The organism is Acidimicrobiales bacterium, from assembly GCA_033344915.1.
In the GTDB taxonomy this organism is placed as follows: domain Bacteria; phylum Actinomycetota; class Acidimicrobiia; order Acidimicrobiales; family Aldehydirespiratoraceae; genus JAJRXC01.
Window position 1 is genome coordinate 4376413 of sequence record JAWPML010000001.1, and the last position, 15331, is coordinate 4391743.

11 protein-coding genes are annotated in these 15331 nt (G+C 70.3%); 6 read left to right on the top strand and 5 right to left on the bottom strand.

Annotated features, from left to right (window positions below; genetic code table 11):
* Nucleotides 1-2: 2 nt before the first annotated feature.
* Nucleotides 3-341: a metalloregulator ArsR/SmtB family transcription factor gene (locus R8F63_21440; GenBank protein ID MDW3221179.1), complete on the bottom strand. Its 339-nt coding sequence runs from the start codon at nucleotides 339-341 to the stop codon at nucleotides 3-5.
* Nucleotides 342-387: 46 nt separating this feature from the next.
* Complete coding sequence (locus tag R8F63_21445) at nucleotides 388-1974, bottom strand: MFS transporter (GenBank protein ID MDW3221180.1); 1587 nt, start codon at nucleotides 1972-1974, stop codon at nucleotides 388-390.
* Nucleotides 1975-2025: 51 nt separating this feature from the next.
* Between R8F63_21445 and R8F63_21450 the strand changes: the two genes are divergently transcribed.
* Nucleotides 2026-2610 (top strand): TetR/AcrR family transcriptional regulator, encoded by a 585-nt coding sequence (locus R8F63_21450; GenBank protein MDW3221181.1) that lies wholly within the window; start codon nucleotides 2026-2028, stop codon nucleotides 2608-2610.
* A 55-nt stretch (nucleotides 2611-2665) separates the two neighbouring features.
* Nucleotides 2666-4882, top strand: a complete 2217-nt coding sequence (locus R8F63_21455) for an S-layer homology domain-containing protein (protein ID MDW3221182.1) — start codon at nucleotides 2666-2668, stop codon at nucleotides 4880-4882.
* Here the strand turns inward: R8F63_21455 and R8F63_21460 are convergent.
* Nucleotides 4785-5804, bottom strand: a complete 1020-nt coding sequence (locus R8F63_21460) for a sterol desaturase family protein (GenBank protein MDW3221183.1) — start codon at nucleotides 5802-5804, stop codon at nucleotides 4785-4787. The two genes, R8F63_21455 and R8F63_21460, sit on opposite strands and share 98 nt — an antisense overlap.
* A gap of 60 nt (nucleotides 5805-5864) precedes the next feature.
* On the opposite strand from R8F63_21460, the gene R8F63_21465 reads away from it, so the two are divergent.
* The 3 genes from R8F63_21465 to R8F63_21475 are packed head-to-tail and all read left to right on the top strand — an operon-like array spanning nucleotide 5865 to nucleotide 9405.
* Nucleotides 5865-7337: an FAD-linked oxidase C-terminal domain-containing protein gene (locus R8F63_21465; GenBank protein ID MDW3221184.1), complete on the top strand. Its 1473-nt coding sequence runs from the start codon at nucleotides 5865-5867 to the stop codon at nucleotides 7335-7337.
* Entirely contained in the window at nucleotides 7334-8251 is a 918-nt protein-coding gene (locus tag R8F63_21470) for an FAD-binding protein (GenBank protein ID MDW3221185.1), read from the top strand. Before R8F63_21465 ends, R8F63_21470 begins: the two co-directional genes overlap by 4 nt.
* Complete coding sequence (locus R8F63_21475; protein ID MDW3221186.1) at nucleotides 8251-9405, top strand: heterodisulfide reductase-related iron-sulfur binding cluster; 1155 nt, start codon at nucleotides 8251-8253, stop codon at nucleotides 9403-9405. The genes R8F63_21470 and R8F63_21475 overlap by 1 nt, the downstream gene beginning before the upstream one ends.
* Here the strand turns inward: R8F63_21475 and R8F63_21480 are convergent.
* Both R8F63_21480 and R8F63_21485 read right to left on the bottom strand, forming a co-directional pair.
* Nucleotides 9393-10421 carry a histone deacetylase family protein gene (locus R8F63_21480; protein MDW3221187.1) on the bottom strand — a complete coding sequence of 343 codons (1029 nt, stop codon included), beginning with the start codon at nucleotides 10419-10421 and terminating at the stop codon, nucleotides 9393-9395. The two genes, R8F63_21475 and R8F63_21480, sit on opposite strands and share 13 nt — an antisense overlap.
* Nucleotides 10422-10439: 18 nt before the next feature.
* Entirely contained in the window at nucleotides 10440-12782 is a 2343-nt protein-coding gene (locus R8F63_21485; protein ID MDW3221188.1) for a glycoside hydrolase family 3 N-terminal domain-containing protein, read from the bottom strand.
* 134 nt (nucleotides 12783-12916) lie between these two features.
* Here R8F63_21485 and R8F63_21490 point away from each other — a divergent pair, with 134 nt between their 5' ends.
* Entirely contained in the window at nucleotides 12917-15328 is a 2412-nt protein-coding gene (locus R8F63_21490; GenBank protein ID MDW3221189.1) for a glycoside hydrolase family 3 C-terminal domain-containing protein, read from the top strand.
* The last annotated feature ends 3 nt before the right edge of the window (nucleotides 15329-15331 follow it).

The window sequence follows — 15331 nt, forward strand, 5'->3', positions numbered from 1 at the left end:
GGTTACTTCTCCTCTTCGTGGAGTCGGATGACCAGCTCGTCGAGTTGGTCGAGCCGTGTCTCCCACCGGAGGCGGTTGTCGTCGAGCCATTCGGCGACGAACTCCAGTCCCGTGGGGTCCAGGGCGTAGGTGCGGACCCGCCCGTTCTTCGTCGACGTCACCAAACCGACGTCGGACAGCACGCGCAGGTGTTGGAGAAACGACGGCAGGGCCATGTCGAACTCCTCGGCCAGGCTCGTCGTCGACGTCGGGCCGGCGGCGAGTCGCTCGATCACGCGGCAGCGGGTCGGGTCGGCGAGGGCCTGGAACACCCGGTGCGGCTCTGATCGATCGTTAGGCACGGACCTAACCATATGCGGTGATGATGGTTAGGTCAACCCCTAAGTGTCAGTCGGCGAGCACCGGCGCGGGCGCCACGGCGTCCGCCCGTCGGGGACCGTTGACGGCGAGATGCACGATGGCGACGGCCACGAGGCCGACCCCGATCCACATCGACTGGACCCAGCCGTCGACGAAGGCGTCCTTCGCGGCCTCGATGATCGCGGGACCGTACTCAGGGGTCGTGCTCGCCACGCCGAAGGCGCTCCCGATGCCCTCGCGGGCCGGTTCGGCGAACTGCTCGGGGATGCCCTCGAGGTGGGGGTCGATGCTCGATTCGTAGCGGGTGGTGAGGATCGAGCCGAGGAGGGCCACGCCGATCGCACCGCCCAGCTCGCGGGTGGTGTCGTTGAGCGCGGACGCCACGCCCTGTTTGTCCTCGGGCAGGGTCTCGGTGATCGCCGCCGTCGCCGGGGTCATGGTGAGGCCCATGCCGAGGCCGATGATGAGCAGCCCGGGAAGGATCGACCCGTAGCCGCCGTCGACCGACGCTCGCAGGGCGAGCGTCATGAGGCCGATCCCGGCGGTCGTCGCACCGAGCAGCATCGCGTTGCGGGTACCGAGTCGATCGGTGACCTTGGGGGAGAGCACGGCCGAGGTGGGCATCATCACGAAGGCCATCGGGAGGAGGGCGACGGCGGAGCGCAGTGCCGACCAGCCGATCACGGCCTGCATGAAGGGGAAGAGGACGAGGAAGATGCCGAACATCACGGCGAACAGCGCCATCAACGTCACCGCCCCGCCGGAGAGCGCACGGTTGCGGAAGACCCGGACGTCGAGCAGCGGATCGACATGACGGCGTTCCCAAGCGACGAAGGCGATGGATCCGATGATGCCGATGGCGATCGACCCGAGGGTGATCGGCGCGGTCCAGCCCTGTTCGGGTCCCTCATGGATGCCGAGGACGAGGCCGCCGATGGCGAGCATCGAGAACAGCGAGCCGACCACGTCGAACGGGTGCTCGCTGTGCTCCACCGAGTTCGGGATGTGACGCACCGTCATGTACGCGGAGTAGAGGACGAGCACGGCGGGGATGGCGAAGAGCCAGCGCCAGGTGAGCACGTCGACCATGAAGGAGGCGGCAAAGAGCCCGACGAGGCCGCCCGAGCCGGCGACGCCCGCCCACACCCCGATGGCCTGGGCCCGGTCCTCGTCGGCGAAGCTCGAGGTGATCACCGACAAGGTGACGGGCATGATCATCGCCGCGCCGACGCCGGCGAGGACGCGAGCGGCGATCATCATGGCCGTGGTGGTCGCCAGGCCGGCGGCGAGGCTGGCGACGACGAACACGGCGAGGCCCGCGAGGAGCACGTGCTTGCGGCCCCAGCGGTCACCGATGGCGCCGACCGGCATCAGTAGCGCGGCGAGCGCGACCGTGTAGCCGTTGATGATCCACAGGATCGCGTTCTGGGACGCGCCCAGGTCGATGGCGAGTTCCTGTTGGGCGACGTTCAGCCCGGAGACGGACGCCATGACGGCCATGAGGGCGGTGCAGGTGGCGAGGAGGATGTTGCGCTGGCGGCGCTTGTCGGCCACGACGGCGGGTTCGGGCGTCGCGGGATGAGATGATGGGGGGATCGAGGTGAGGGTGGTCATAACAGAACGAAACGGTATCGTAGTGTTACCGGACGCGGAAGGGTCATTCGCATGACATCCGACACAGCAGCGGGAACCGATCCCCGAGTGGCGCGAAGCCGCGAGAAGCTCCTCGACGCGGCGACCGAGCTGCTCGTCGAGTCCGGGGCTCGCGGCGTCACCGTCGATGCCGTGGCCGAGCGGTCCGGGGTGGCCAAGTCGACCCTCTACCGACACTGGAGCTCGCGCACCGAGCTGCTCACCGACGTGCTGCGCTCCAACGTCCCGGAGATCGACGTGCCCGACCTCGAGCTCGGCTTCCAAGGCGCACTCCGGGCGCTCGTCGCCCAGCTCGCCGGGTCGCTCGCCGATCCGCGCCAGGCCTGCATCCTCCCCGCGATCTTCGCGCTCCGGCAGCAGATCCCCGAGGTCGGTGAGTTGAGCGAGCGGGATCAGGACGAGAAGACCGAGGCGATCCGGGTCGTGCTCGAACTCGGGGTCGACGAGGGCGTGATCCCGGCCGGGCTCGACCCGACGCTCGTCGGATACCAGTTGCTGGGGCCCCTCGTGCTCGCCGCGCTCACCGGCAACCAGGTCGACACCGCCGCGTTGGCCGATCAGCTGGTCGATCGGTTCGTCGGCTCGATGGGGGCGTGATCCTCCGCAGGGCACGGGCCACTCAGAATCGGAGGCCGGCGGTCGACAGAAGTCCATGGCTCTCCCATCTCCTGTCTCGCCCGCGCCGTCCCGCCGTCGTTGCATCACGGGCCGGCTGGCCGTGCTCGCCGTCGCGGCGGTGTTCGCGCTGGCCGCCTCGGCGGTGGGTGCGGCGCCCGCCGGGCCGTCGCTCGACACCACGTTCTCGGACGACGGACTGCTCGCGTTCGGAAGCCAGTCCGACGGTGCGGACTCGGTCAAGCCGGTCGGTGTCGTGGTTCTCGACGACGGCAGCCTCGCCACCGTCGAGCACAGCAGCTCGGGGATGATCCGGCTGCGCCGCGTGTCGACGACCGGTGTGGTGCAAGACACGACCGAGTTCGAGATGATCGACGGGGTCGACGGTGACGAGTGGTCGCTGCCGTTGGCCGTCGGCCTGCACCCCGACGGTGACGTGCTGGTCAGCGGCGTGGAGAGCGACAGCGGGTATCACGGCGTTGTCGCGAAGATCGATCCGGACGACGGCAGCTTCGACACCGGCTTCGGTGGCAACGGCGTGGCTCGGCTTCCGGTCGGTCATTGGGCGTGGTCCGTGGCGGCCGCGTCCGACGGGACCGTCTACGTGGGTGGCGGTGACGGCACGAACGCCTTCGTCACGGCCCTCGACTCTTCAGGCTCGGTGGTGACCGGTTTCGACGGTGACGGCACGGTCGTTCTGAGCCACGATGCCGACCTCCAGACGAGCGGAACCCTCGACCTCGTGGTCGACGCCGACGACAACGTGTGGGCGTGCGGGACGTCCTTTCTCGGTGCCGCGCGTGGCGGCTTCGTCGACGTGATCGACCCGTCCGGCGCGCCGGTCGAGTCGTTCTCGGGCGGTGGGTCGTTCACGTCGACCGCGATGATCCGGGCCTGCGCGCTCGACGCCGGGTCCCACCTCTGGGTCGGCGGCGGAAGTGCGACGGTCACTGGAATCCCACTGGGTGGCGATGCCGCGGTCGTGGGGCGGATTGCATTGGATGGCACGCTCGACACGTCGATCGGCACCGCTGGGTGGGTCACGGTTGCCGACGTCGACACCGTCGATGCGGTGCACGACCTCGCGGTGCGGCGCGACGGTGGCGCTGTCGCGGTGGCCCTCGCCCACAGCAATGATGATTTCATCGGTGCCGACGGCACCGTCACCCTGAGCCACGTCGGTCCCGAGGGTGGCGTTGGCTCCGTGTCCTGGTCCCAGGACATCGGGTACTCCACGGCCGATGTCGTCGGCCTCGCGTCCGCTCCTGGTGGTCGGGTCCACGCGATGACGAACGTGTTCGACAACTGGATCTACGGCCAGCTGCGGACCTACCTGATCCCCGACGATCCGGGCGCGCCGACCGGACTGGGGGCCACGGCCGGTGTGGAGTCGGTGGACCTCACCTGGACCGCTCCGGACGACCTCGGCGGATCCGCGCTCACGGGGTGGGTCCTCGAGCAACGCACCGGAAGCGATCCGTGGACCGCTGCGACCGACACCGACGGTGATTCGGTCGACACCGCCGCCACGGTGACCGGACTCACGGCCGACGCGGAGGTCGAGTTCCGCGTCGCGGCCGTGACGAGCCACGGCACCGGCGACGCATCGGCCACCGCGACGGCGACGCCGACGGCCCCGGAGCCGGAGCCCGAGCCCGAACCGGATCCGGAACCGAGCTGCGCCCGGGCGCTCGCCGGCGGCACGATCGGATGCTGGAACGACGACGCGGCCGAGCATCCGTTCGGTGATGTGGTGTCGGGTTGGCAGCGGGTGCCGGTGGGGTGGATGTTCGCGAACGGGATCACGACGGGGACGTCGGCGTCGACGTATTCGCCCGATGACCCGGTGACCCGCGGCCAGTTGGCGGTGCTGTTGTGGCGTCTGGTCGGTGAGCCCGCGGTGGACTCGTCGCATCCGTTCGGTGATGTGGTGTCGGGTTGGCAGCAGGTGCCGGTGGCGTGGATGTTCGCGAACGGGATCACGACGGGGACGTCGGCGTCGACGTATTCGCCCGACGACCCGGTGACCCGCGGCCAGTTGGCAGCGCTGTTGTGGCGTCTGGTCGGTGAGCCCGCGGTGGACTCGTCGCATCCGTTCGGTGATGTGGTGTCGGGTTGGCAGCAGGTGCCGGTGGCGTGGATGTTCGCGAACGGGATCACGACGGGGACGTCGGCGTCGACGTATTCGCCCGATGACCCGGTGACCCGCGGCCAGGTCGCCGCCTTCCTGCACCGATTCGCGCAGATGCTCTGACCCGAGCCGGCACCGGCTGCCAGCCGGGGCGGCGGAAGATGTGGCCGAGCTTGTTGCGCCAGCCCCTGGCCCGCACGACGTCGCGGGCGATGTCGGCCATCTCGTGGTAGCCGATCCGGATCGGGTTGAACGTCTTGATGTTCTTCGTCAGCCCGTACTTCACCCGACGGAGCTCCGGCTCGAAGGTGCCGAAGAGCTTGTCCCACGTGATCAGGATGCCGGCGTAGTTCCGGTCGAGGTACTGCGGGTTGGCGCCGTGGTGGACGCGATGGTGCGACGGCGTGTTGAGCACCGACTCGCTCACGGGGTCCAGCCGGTCGATCGCCTCGGTGTGGATCCAGTACTGGTACAGCAGGTTGAGCTGGCCGGCCCGGGCGGTGCGATGCAGCGGCACCCCGAGCAGCGGCATCGGCAGGAAGACCCAGGACGTGAGATAGCCGGACCACGGCTGACGCAGCGCGGTCGAGAGGTTGTAGTGCTCGCTCGAGTGATGGGTGACATGGTTCGCCCAGAGGATGCGGCTCTCGTGCTGCCAGCGATGGCTCCAGTAGTAGAGGAAGTCCCACAGCACCATCGCGGTGATCCAGCCGGCGACCGGGCGGGTGCCGAGCTTGGCGATGCGGTGTTTGTAGAGGAACCGGTGGAGGCGGCCGTAGATCCCCGCGTAGGCGATGTTCACCGCCACGTTGCCGACGAGCATCGTGAGGCTCGCGGCGGTGTCGCGGCGTTCGTAGCCGACCGGCACGAGCTCGTCGCCCGGGAGTGAGGGATCGGCGAGCTCCTCCTTGGTCCAGCCGTCCAGATCGCCCATCTCCCGTTGTGGTCGATCCCGCAGGACCTTCGCCTCCCACAGCATCGTCGCGATGAAGACGGGCCCCGAGACGAGGTCGACCTTGTCGAGCGGGATGTTCGGGCGCTTCATCGGACCAGTGTGGTCCCCCATCGGGGCACTGTCGACGTGGGCAGCCCTACGCTGATGACGATGCGGCTCCTCGACCGACTGACCCGCCGCGGCGCGGCCGTCGTCGACCCGCTGGTCGCGGACCTCCGGGCAGCGCTCGCGCCCGAGCGGGTGCGCATGGACGGAGCCGAGCGGGCGCTCATGGCCAAGGACGCGTCGGTGTTCGGCGGCGGCGTCGCCGGACCGACGTGCTTCCCGACGAGCACCGCCGAGGTGCAGGCCATCATGCGGGTGGCGGCCCGTCACGACTCACCGATCGTTCCCCGCGGCGCCGGTACCGGGCTGGCGGGTGGCGCCATCCCGCTCGGCGCCCCGGTGGTCGTCTCCCTGCAGAAGATGAACCGCATCCTCGAGATCGACGAAGCGAACCGGATCGCGTGGGTCGAGCCCGGCCTCATCAATCTCGATCTGTCCCGCCATCTGCACCCCCACGGGTGGCACTTCGCGCCCGACCCGTCGAGCCAGTCGGTCTGCACGCTGGGCGGCAACGTCGCCAACAATTCGGGCGGTCCGCACTGTCTGGCCTATGGCGTCACCGATGCCCACATCGTCGCGCTCGAGGTCGTCCTGCCGGACGGCGAGGCGGTCATGCTCGGCGGGCTCGACGCGGAGCCGGCCGGACTCGACCTGCGGGGTGCCTTCGTCGGGGGCGAGGGCACCCTCGGCATCACGACCCGGATCGCGGTGCGGCTGACGCGCAACCCGCCCGCCGTGCGCACCCTGCTGCTCTCGTTCTCCTCGGTTCGCGCCGCAGCCCAGACGGTCAGCGACATCATCGCTGCGGGGATCGTGCCGGCTGCCCTCGAGGTCATGGACCAGCGCATCACCGTGGCCGTCGAGAACTTCGTTTCTGCCGGCTACCCGACCGACGCCGCGGCCGTGCTACTCGCCGAGATCGAGGGCTTGGAGGCGGGCGTCGACATCGACGCAGCCCGTATCGACGAGATCGGCCGGGCGAACGGGGCCACCGACGTGCGGCGGGCCGGCTCCGATGCGGAGCGCGAGCTGCTCTGGAAGGGGCGGAAGACCGCCTTCGGCGCCATCGCCCAGCTCGCGCCCGACTACTACCTCCACGACACGGTCGTGCCCCGCTCCGCGCTGGCCGACGTGCTCGAAGAGGTCTACGAGATCGCGGACCGCCACGACGTCGTGGTCATGAACGTCTTCCACGCCGGTGACGGCAACCTCCATCCGCTCCTGCTGTTCGACGCCCGCGAGGAAGGCACGCTCGAGCGGGTCCACGCCGCGGGAGCCGAGATCCTGCGGGCCTCGTTGGCGGCGGGCGGGGTGCTGTCGGGTGAGCACGGCATCGGTGTCGAGAAGCAGCGGTTCATGGGCGAGCTGTTCAGCGACGCCGACCTCGAACACCAGAACCGGCTCCGGCGCGCCTTCGATCCCCTGTGTCGGGCCAACCCCGGCAAGGTGCTGCCCGAGGGGCATTCGTGCGCCGACATCCAGCAACTGCGCGCCGTCCCGACCGGGGTGTGGGGATGACCGCCTCCCTCGCCGTCACCGATCCGGTGCTCCATGACTTCGCCGAGGACGTCGGCGCGGCCGACCCGGTGGCGGTGGCCGGCGGACGCACCCGCTGGGCCGTCGGCGGCGCCCTCGCCGACGACGCCCGGATCCTCGCCGCGCCCACCGGCATCGTGGCCTACGCCGCCCCGGAGATGACGGTGCAGGTCCGGGCGGGGACGACGGTCGCCGAACTCGACGCCGCCCTCGCTTCCCACGGCCAGCGGACCGCGTTGCCGGACCGGGGTGGCACGGTCGGCGGGGCGATCGCCGTGGGCGAGAACGCCGTCGAGACGCTCGGGCGGGGTCGGCTGCGCGACGCCGTTCTCCAGGTCCGCTATGTCAGCGCCGAGGGAGAGCTCGTCACCGGGGGTGGGCCGGTCGTGAAGAACGTCACCGGCTACAACCTGCCGAAACTGATGACCGGCTCGCTCGGCACGCTCGGTCTGATCGCCGAGGTGATCCTGCGGACCAACCCGATCCCGGCCGCGCGACAGTGGCTCGTGGCGTCGGAGGTTGATCCGATGGCGGTCGCCGACGCGGTCCACGCGCCGGGCGCGGTCCTGTTCGACGGCACCTCCACCTGGGTGCTGCTCGAAGGCCATGCACCGGATCTCGCCGCGGAGACCGCCGCGCTGGGCTCGGTCGGTTCGTTCGCCGAGGCCGACGGCCCGCCGACGCTGCCGCCGCATCGCTGGTCGCTGACGCCGGCGGCGGCCGCGGCGTTCCCTGACGGTCGCTTCGTCGCGTCGATCGGCGTGGGCACCGTGTGGGCCGACACGCCGCAACCGGCCCGGCCGGCCGATACCGGAGCGGCGGCGATCGCCGCACGGATGAAGCACAACTTCGATCCGACCGGGCGCCTCAACCCCGGCCGGCAAGCAGGGGCGTGATGGATCTCCGACTCGACGCCGACGACCTGAACACCTGTGTGCAGTGCGGGCTCTGCCTGCCCCACTGTCCGACGTTTCGCGTCACCGGCGACGAGACCCGCTCACCGCGGGGCCGGATCCAGCTCATGCGCGAGGTGCAGGAGGGTGCACCCGTCACCCTCGAGGTGCGCGAGTCGTTCGACACCTGCGTGCAGTGCCGTGCGTGCGAGCCGGCCTGCCCGAGCAGCGTGCCCTACGGCCATCTGATGGAGCGGACGCGCGAGACGCTGACCGCCGAGGGTGAGGGCACGCCGTGGTGGCAGCGGCTGGCGTTCCGGCCCCTCGCGATGCCGCGGCTGCTGAGGGTCGGCAGCTCGCTGCTCGCGATCGCGGCGCGGGCCCGGCTCGTCCCGAAGCGCTTCGGGGTGCCCCGGGATCTGCCGGTGCGTCGGGCGCCCCACACCACCTCGGGGTCGGACGTCTACCTGTTCACCGGCTGCGTGATGGACGCGTGGCAGCGAGACGTCCACCAGGCCGGCCAGCGGGTGATCGAGGCTGCCGGCTTCGGGGTCACGCCGACGGGCGACGCGGCGCCGTGCTGTGGCGCGCTCCAGGCCCACGCGGGCATCACCGACCAGACCCGTGCGCTCGCCGAGCAGATGATGCGGGCGCTGAGCGACGACGACCGCCCGATCCTCGTCGACTCCGCCGGGTGCGGTGCCGCGATGAAGGACTACGGCCACCTGCTCGGCACGCCCGAGGCGGCGGCCTTCGCCGCCCGGGTGTTCGACATCCAGGAATGGCTCGCCCGCCACGTCGACCGTCTTCCGTCGGTGCCGCCGCTGGACGTGCGCGTCGCCGTGCAGGACCCGTGCCATCTCCGCCACGTGCAGCGGGTCCATGCGGCCACCCGCACCGTGCTCGCGCCGTTCGTACGGGACCTCGTCGAGCTCGACGACGACGGGCTGTGTTGCGGCGCCGGCGGCGCCTACTCGGTGCTCCAACCCGACCTCGCCGGTGACATCCGGGACCGCAAGGTCGCGGCGATCGACCGGGCGACGCCCGACGTCGTGGCCAGCGCGAACCCGGGCTGCTCGATGCACCTCGCGGCCGCCGGCGTGCCGACCGAACACCCGATGACCCTCGTCGCCCGGGCCCTCGCTCAGCCGTCGTAGGCGGTGAGCACGCGACGGATGTTGTCGCCGAGTTCGTCGGTCGCGTAGCCCCCCTCCATCACGAACACGGTCGGCGTGGCGAGGTCGCGTAAGCGGGCGCCGAGTCGGTCGAAGTCGTCGGCCGTGAGCCGGAAGCGGCTGATCGGGTCGCGGATGAAGGTATCCACCCCGAGCGACACCACGTTGGCGGTGACGCCGTGTCCGTCCAGCCAGCCGAGCGCGTGATCGAGCGCCGTGAACCATGTGTCGGCGTCGGTGTCGTGCGGGAGGGGCAGATTCTTCGTGAAGCCCTCGCCGGGGCCGTCGCCGGTCTCGTCGGCGTGACCGAGGAAGTACGGGAACTCGACCAGCGGATCGGCGTGGATCGAAGCGAAGGCCACGTCGTCGCGGCGCCAGAAGATGTCCTGGGTGCCGTTGCCGTGGTGGTAATCGACGTCGAGCACGCCGACCCGGTCGTGGCCGCCGTCGCGGAGCCGCTGAGCGGCGATCGCCGCGTTGTTGAGGTAGCAGTAGCCGCCGAACTGGTCGCGAGAGGCGTGGTGGCCCGGCGGGCGGCAGCGGGCGAAGGCCGCTGCGGCACCGTCGAGCACGAGGTCGGCGGCGGTCTGGGCTGTGGCCGCGCTCGCCTCCACCGCCGGCCAGGTACCGGCCGTGATCGAGCAGTCGGCGGCGAAGGAGTACCAACCGAGCTGCGCCTCGATGGCGTCGGGCCGCCCGCCGGCCATCCGCCGGACGGGCCAGGCGTATGCCATCGCCGACGTCGCGTCGTGTCCGGCGGCCTCCCACCTGGTCCATGCGTTCTCGAGGAACGCGACGTAGTCGGGCGCGTGGATGCGCTCGACGAGCGCCTGATCGAGTGCATGCGGCTCGATCGTCGGGAAGCCGGCTTCGTCCAGCGCGGCGTCGACGATGTCGGCCCGACCGGGGTGTTCCCAGGACGGGATCAGCTCGGTGTCGTCGAGCTCGAGGCAGTGGTGGGACCGGTGAGCATCGGAACGAACGACGGTGAATGGCACGGGGAATGCTGACCCTGTCTAGGCGATGGTGCTTGTCGTCGCGACGATGGAATCTCGTCGGTACTCGGTGATCTCGCCGCCGATCTCGACCTGCGCGGTGCGGGCATCGGGGTCCATGGACGATCGACCGACATGGATGGTGAACGTGCCGGGCTCGGTCGCGAGCCGCAGGTCGAGCCCGTGGAACGCGAGTCGGCTCGCGTCGACGGTGAACGTGACGGTGCGGGTTTCGGCGGCCGGGATCGAGACCCGGCGGAACCCGACCAGTTCGCGGATCGGCCGGGCCACCGAGGCGACGTCGTCGGTGATGGAGAGCTGCACGACCTCGTCGCCGTCGCGGTCGCCCGAGTTGGTGACATCGACCGCGACCGTGGTGGGCGAGGTGGTGGAGCCCGCATCGATGCGGAGCTCGCTGTAGTCGAAGGTCGTGTAGGACAGGCCGTGGCCGAACCAGAAGCGGGCCTGCACGTCGCTGTCGACATAGTTGGCGTAGAACTCCGCCCGATCCCCGCGCCGGCGGCTGTCCGGATGCAACGGGATCTGGCCGACGTTCTTGGGCATCGTGACCGGCAGTCGTCCCGCAGGGTTGACCGCACCGGTGAGCACGTCGGCGATCGCCGCGCCGCCCTCCTCGCCCGGGAGAATCGACCAGAGCGCGGCATTGGTGTTCTCGACCTCGGCATCGAGGGTGTGGACCCGTCCGCTCACGACCACCACGACGGTCGGCGTGCCGGTGGCGGCGACGGCGGCCACGAGCTCGGACTGCACGCCGGGAAGATCGAGGCTCGTGGCGTCGCGGGCCTCGCCGACCGTCGCGTCGGGGATCAGACCCGAGCGGGCACCGACGAACACGATCGCGACCTCGGCCGCCTCGGCGGCCGCGACGGCGTCGTCGAAGCCGGACCGGTCGTCGCCCGTGTCGGCGCCGCCCGGGGCGAAGGTGATCTCGGTCGTCGGCAGCGCCTCGCGCAGCCCGGCGAGTGGTGTCACGTGGGGTGTGTAGTACGGGCCGGGCTCGAAGGCGCCCCCCGATTCCGGCAGCTGATCGACGTGCTCGTCGACGCCGGCCCGCTTGAAGATGATCTCGAGATGGGCCGGGTAGTGGTAGTCGCCCTGGAGGAGACGGGGGTCATCTGCGTGGGGGCCGATGACGGCCAGCGAGGATGGCGACTGGAGCGGCAGCACGCCGTCGTTGGTCAGCAGCACGACGCTCTCGGCGGCGGCGGTGCGGGCCAGCGCCCGCTGGTCGGGCGTGTCGAAGACGGCCAGTGCGGCGTCGGCATCCACGTAGGGGTTCTCGAACAGCCCGAGTTGGATCTTCTGGGCGAGGACCCTCTCGCAGGACACGTCCACGAGGGCCTCGTCGATCTGCCCGGCAGCGATCGCGTCGGGGATGAACTGGTAGCAGTCCAGCGACGGCAACTCGATGTCGAGTCCGGCCCGCAGCGACTGCACGCCGGACTCCTGCGGACCGGTCGACGTGTGATGGGCCTGATGCAGCTGCATGACGGCGAAGTAGTCGGCCACGACCGTGCCGTCGAAGCCGAGCTCACCGCGAAGGAGGTCGGTCAGGACAGCACGGCTCGCCGCGACGGGTTCGCCGTCGATGGACGAGTAGCTGTTCATGATCGACGCGAGACCTGCCTCGCGGATCGCGGCGGCGAACGGCTCGGCGTAGACCTCGCGGAGTTCGCGGTAGCCGAGCTGGACCGGTGCCTGGTTGCGACCCCCCTGCGACAGCGCGTAGCCGAGGAAGTGCTTGCCCGTGCAGACGACGCCGTTGGTGAGATCGTCGGTCCGCATGCCGGCCACGTAGGCGACCCCCATGCGGGCACACAGTTCGGGCGACTCGCCGTAGGTCTCCTCGACCCGACCCCAGCGCGGGTCGCGGGCGACGTCGAGCACGGGCGAGAGATTGTGGCGGGCGCCGACGGCGAGCATCTGCACGCGGATGACGTCGGCGACCTGGCGCATGAGCTCCGGGTTCCAGGTGGCGGCGAGGCCGAGGCCCTGCGGGAAGACGGTGGCGCCGCGGGACAGGAAGCCACCGCACCCTTCTTCGTGGATGACGGTCGGAATGCCGAGGCGAGTCCGTTCGACGAGCACCCGCTGGATGTCGTTCCCGAGCTTGGCGGACTGATTCGCGAGCAGGCCGGTCGAGGCGCCGATGCGGGTGACATGGCCGATGCCGTTCTTCAGCGCTTCGGCCACGGCGTCCTCGTCGAGGGTCTCCTCCTTCACCAGCGCGGTGAGCCAGATCGAGCCGAGCTGGGCGACCTTCTCGTCGAGCGTCATGCGCCCGAGGAGGTCGCTCACCCGCTCGCCGATCCCGGCGGTGGCGTCCTGGTAGAGATCGGTCACTTGCGGCTCCTTCGCTGCACACTGCGGCCCCGAACATACGGGGTACGACGCAGCGACGGCGATCTGCCACGCTCTGGCGGGGCCGGCGCAGGACGGGCAGTGGGATAGGTTCGCCCGACGAAAAGGGGGAACGCATGAACGCGACCGGTCAGCACGACGTGGAGGCTCTCGTCGGTCAGCTCACGTTGGAAGAGAAGTGCCGGATGGTTGTCGGGGAAGGCGCCTGGATCATCCCGGGCTGTGATCGGCTGGGCATTCCGGACTGGTGTGTGAGCGACGGGCCCGTCGGGGTGCGGGGGCGATCCCAGGGCCCCGGCATGGTGTTCCCGGGTCCGAGTGCGCTGGCCGCGACCTGGGACCCGGACCTCGTCCGATCCGTCGGCCGCGCGATCGGCGAGGAGTGCATCGATCGCAAGGTCGACATGCTCCTCGCGCCGACTGTGAACCTCCACCGCTCACCTCGCGGCGGCCGCCACTTCGAGTCGTACAGCGAGGACCCGGAGCTCAGCTCGCGGATCTGTGTCGGGTACATCGAGGGCGTGCAGTCGCACGGCGTCGGCGCCTGCGTGAAGCACTACATCGCCAACGACCAGGAGTTCGAGCGCCACACCATCGACGTGGACGTCGACGAGCGCAGCCTCCGCGAGATCTACATGCCGCCGTTCGAAGCGGCCGTGAAGGAGGCGAACGTCCAATCGGTCATGGGCGCCTACAACTTCGTCAACGGCGATCACGCGTGCGCCCACGAGGAACTGCTCATCGATGTGTTGAAGCGCGAATGGGGCTTCGACGGCTTCGTCGTGTCCGACTGGGGCGCAATCAAGGAGACGGTCGCGCCGGCGAAGTACGGGTTGGATCTCGAGATGCCCGGACCCGGGAAGTTCTGGGGCGAGGGACAGCTCCGGGCCGCCGTCGAGCGCGGCGACGTCGACGAGGCCGTGATCGACGACAAGGTTCGTCGGATCGTCGGTTTCCTCGCGTGGGCGGGCCGGCTCGGTACGGCGACGGACCACGAGGAAGCGTCGATCGAGCGCGACGAGCACCGCGCGATCGCTCGGCGGGCTGCTGCGTCGTCGATGGTGCTCGTGCGCAACGACGGAGGACTACCGCTGGCCGACACGTCCACGGTCGCCCTCATCGGCCCGGGCGGGGCGGAGACGGCGATTCTGGGGGGCGGGTCCGCGTCGCTCGTACCCCACCGGGCGTCGATGCTGGCGACGGCGCTGGCGGATCGAATCGGCGAGCGGTTGGTCGGCGTCGCCGAAGGCGTGGACATGCGCCGCCGGGCCGCGTCGGTCACCGCGGAGGAGACCGGCGATGACGGCGCGACGTTCGAGCTGTTCGACGGCATCGGCTTCGATGGTGAGGTCTTCGACACCGTGTCTCGCGGCACGCCGTTCAACATCTGGTTCGGCGACAGCTGGCCGAAGGGTCGCCAGGCGATGTCGGTGCGGGTCACCTTCCGCTACACCGCATCGGCGAGCGGACGCCATCGGCTCTGCGCACTGGGCTTCGCCCACGCCGAACTGTTCGTCGACGACGAGTTCGTGTGCGACAACCGCGACGGATTCAGCGCGGGGCTCGGACTCCACGGCGGCGACGGCTACCTCGATCTGGAAGCGGGCCGCACCTACGACGTCCGACTCGAACATCGTCCGCGCGAAATGGGGCAGTGGTTGTGCCTGGTCGACGTCGGCATCGAGCCGGCCGTGGACACGCGCGAAGCCGGCATCGCGGCCGCGGTGGAACTCGCGGCGCGAGCCGACACCGCCGTCGTCGTCGTCGGCTCCACGTCCGAGTGGGAGTCCGAGGGCGGCGACCGCGAGTCGATCGACCTGCCCAACGGCCAGAACGAGCTCGTCGAGCGGGTGGTCGCCGCAAACCCGAACACGATCGTCGTCCTCAATTGCGGTGCCCCGATGAACCTGCCGTGGTTCGACGACGTGAAGGCCACGCTGCTCGCCTGGTACCCGGGCCAGGAGGGCGGCGACGCGATCGCCGATGTACTGCTCGGCGACGCGGAGCCGAGCGGCCGGATGCCGACGACGTGGGCGATCGACGAGCGCGACACGCCGTCGTTCCTCAACTATCCGGGCGAGGCCGGGACGGTCCGCTACGGCGAAGGCGTCTTCGTCGGCTACCGCGGCTTCGACGCGCGGGGCGTGACACCGCGGATCCCGTTCGGTCATGGCGGCAGCTACACGAGTTTCGACTGGGGTCCGCCGACCGTGGCGGGTTCCGGCACCGAGCTGACCGTCGAGGTGCCTGTGACCAACACCGGCGAGCGCGCCGGCGCCGAGGTCGTGCAGGTCTATGTCGCGGCCGACGAGCATCTCGTGCCGCGGCCGGAGAAGGAGCTGGCGGGGTTCGCCAAGGCGGAGCTCGGGCCGGGGGAGTCGGGCGTCGCCCGGGTCACGCTGCGGGAGCGGGCCTTCTCTCGGTGGGATCTCGCATCGTCGGCCTGGGTGGTCGACCCCGGTCGGTACCGGCTCCTGGTCGGCGCGTCCGCGGGCGACATCCGCGCGACGGTCTCGGTCGAGCTCTGAGGG

Excerpts from the sequence above, each read along its gene's own strand:
- R8F63_21445 (MDW3221180.1), bottom strand. The coding sequence starts at position 1,974 with ATGACCACCCTCACCTCGATCCCCCCATCATCTCATCCCGCGACGCCC.
- R8F63_21450 (MDW3221181.1), top strand. The coding sequence starts at position 2,026 with ATGACATCCGACACAGCAGCGGGAACCGATCCCCGAGTGGCGCGAAGC.
- R8F63_21455 (MDW3221182.1), top strand. The coding sequence starts at position 2,666 with ATGGCTCTCCCATCTCCTGTCTCGCCCGCGCCGTCCCGCCGTCGTTGC.
- R8F63_21460 (MDW3221183.1), bottom strand. The coding sequence starts at position 5,804 with ATGAAGCGCCCGAACATCCCGCTCGACAAGGTCGACCTCGTCTCGGGG.
- R8F63_21465 (MDW3221184.1), top strand. The coding sequence starts at position 5,865 with ATGCGGCTCCTCGACCGACTGACCCGCCGCGGCGCGGCCGTCGTCGAC.
- R8F63_21470 (MDW3221185.1), top strand. The coding sequence starts at position 7,334 with ATGACCGCCTCCCTCGCCGTCACCGATCCGGTGCTCCATGACTTCGCC.
- R8F63_21475 (MDW3221186.1), top strand. The coding sequence starts at position 8,251 with ATGGATCTCCGACTCGACGCCGACGACCTGAACACCTGTGTGCAGTGC.
- R8F63_21490 (MDW3221189.1), top strand. The coding sequence starts at position 12,917 with ATGAACGCGACCGGTCAGCACGACGTGGAGGCTCTCGTCGGTCAGCTC.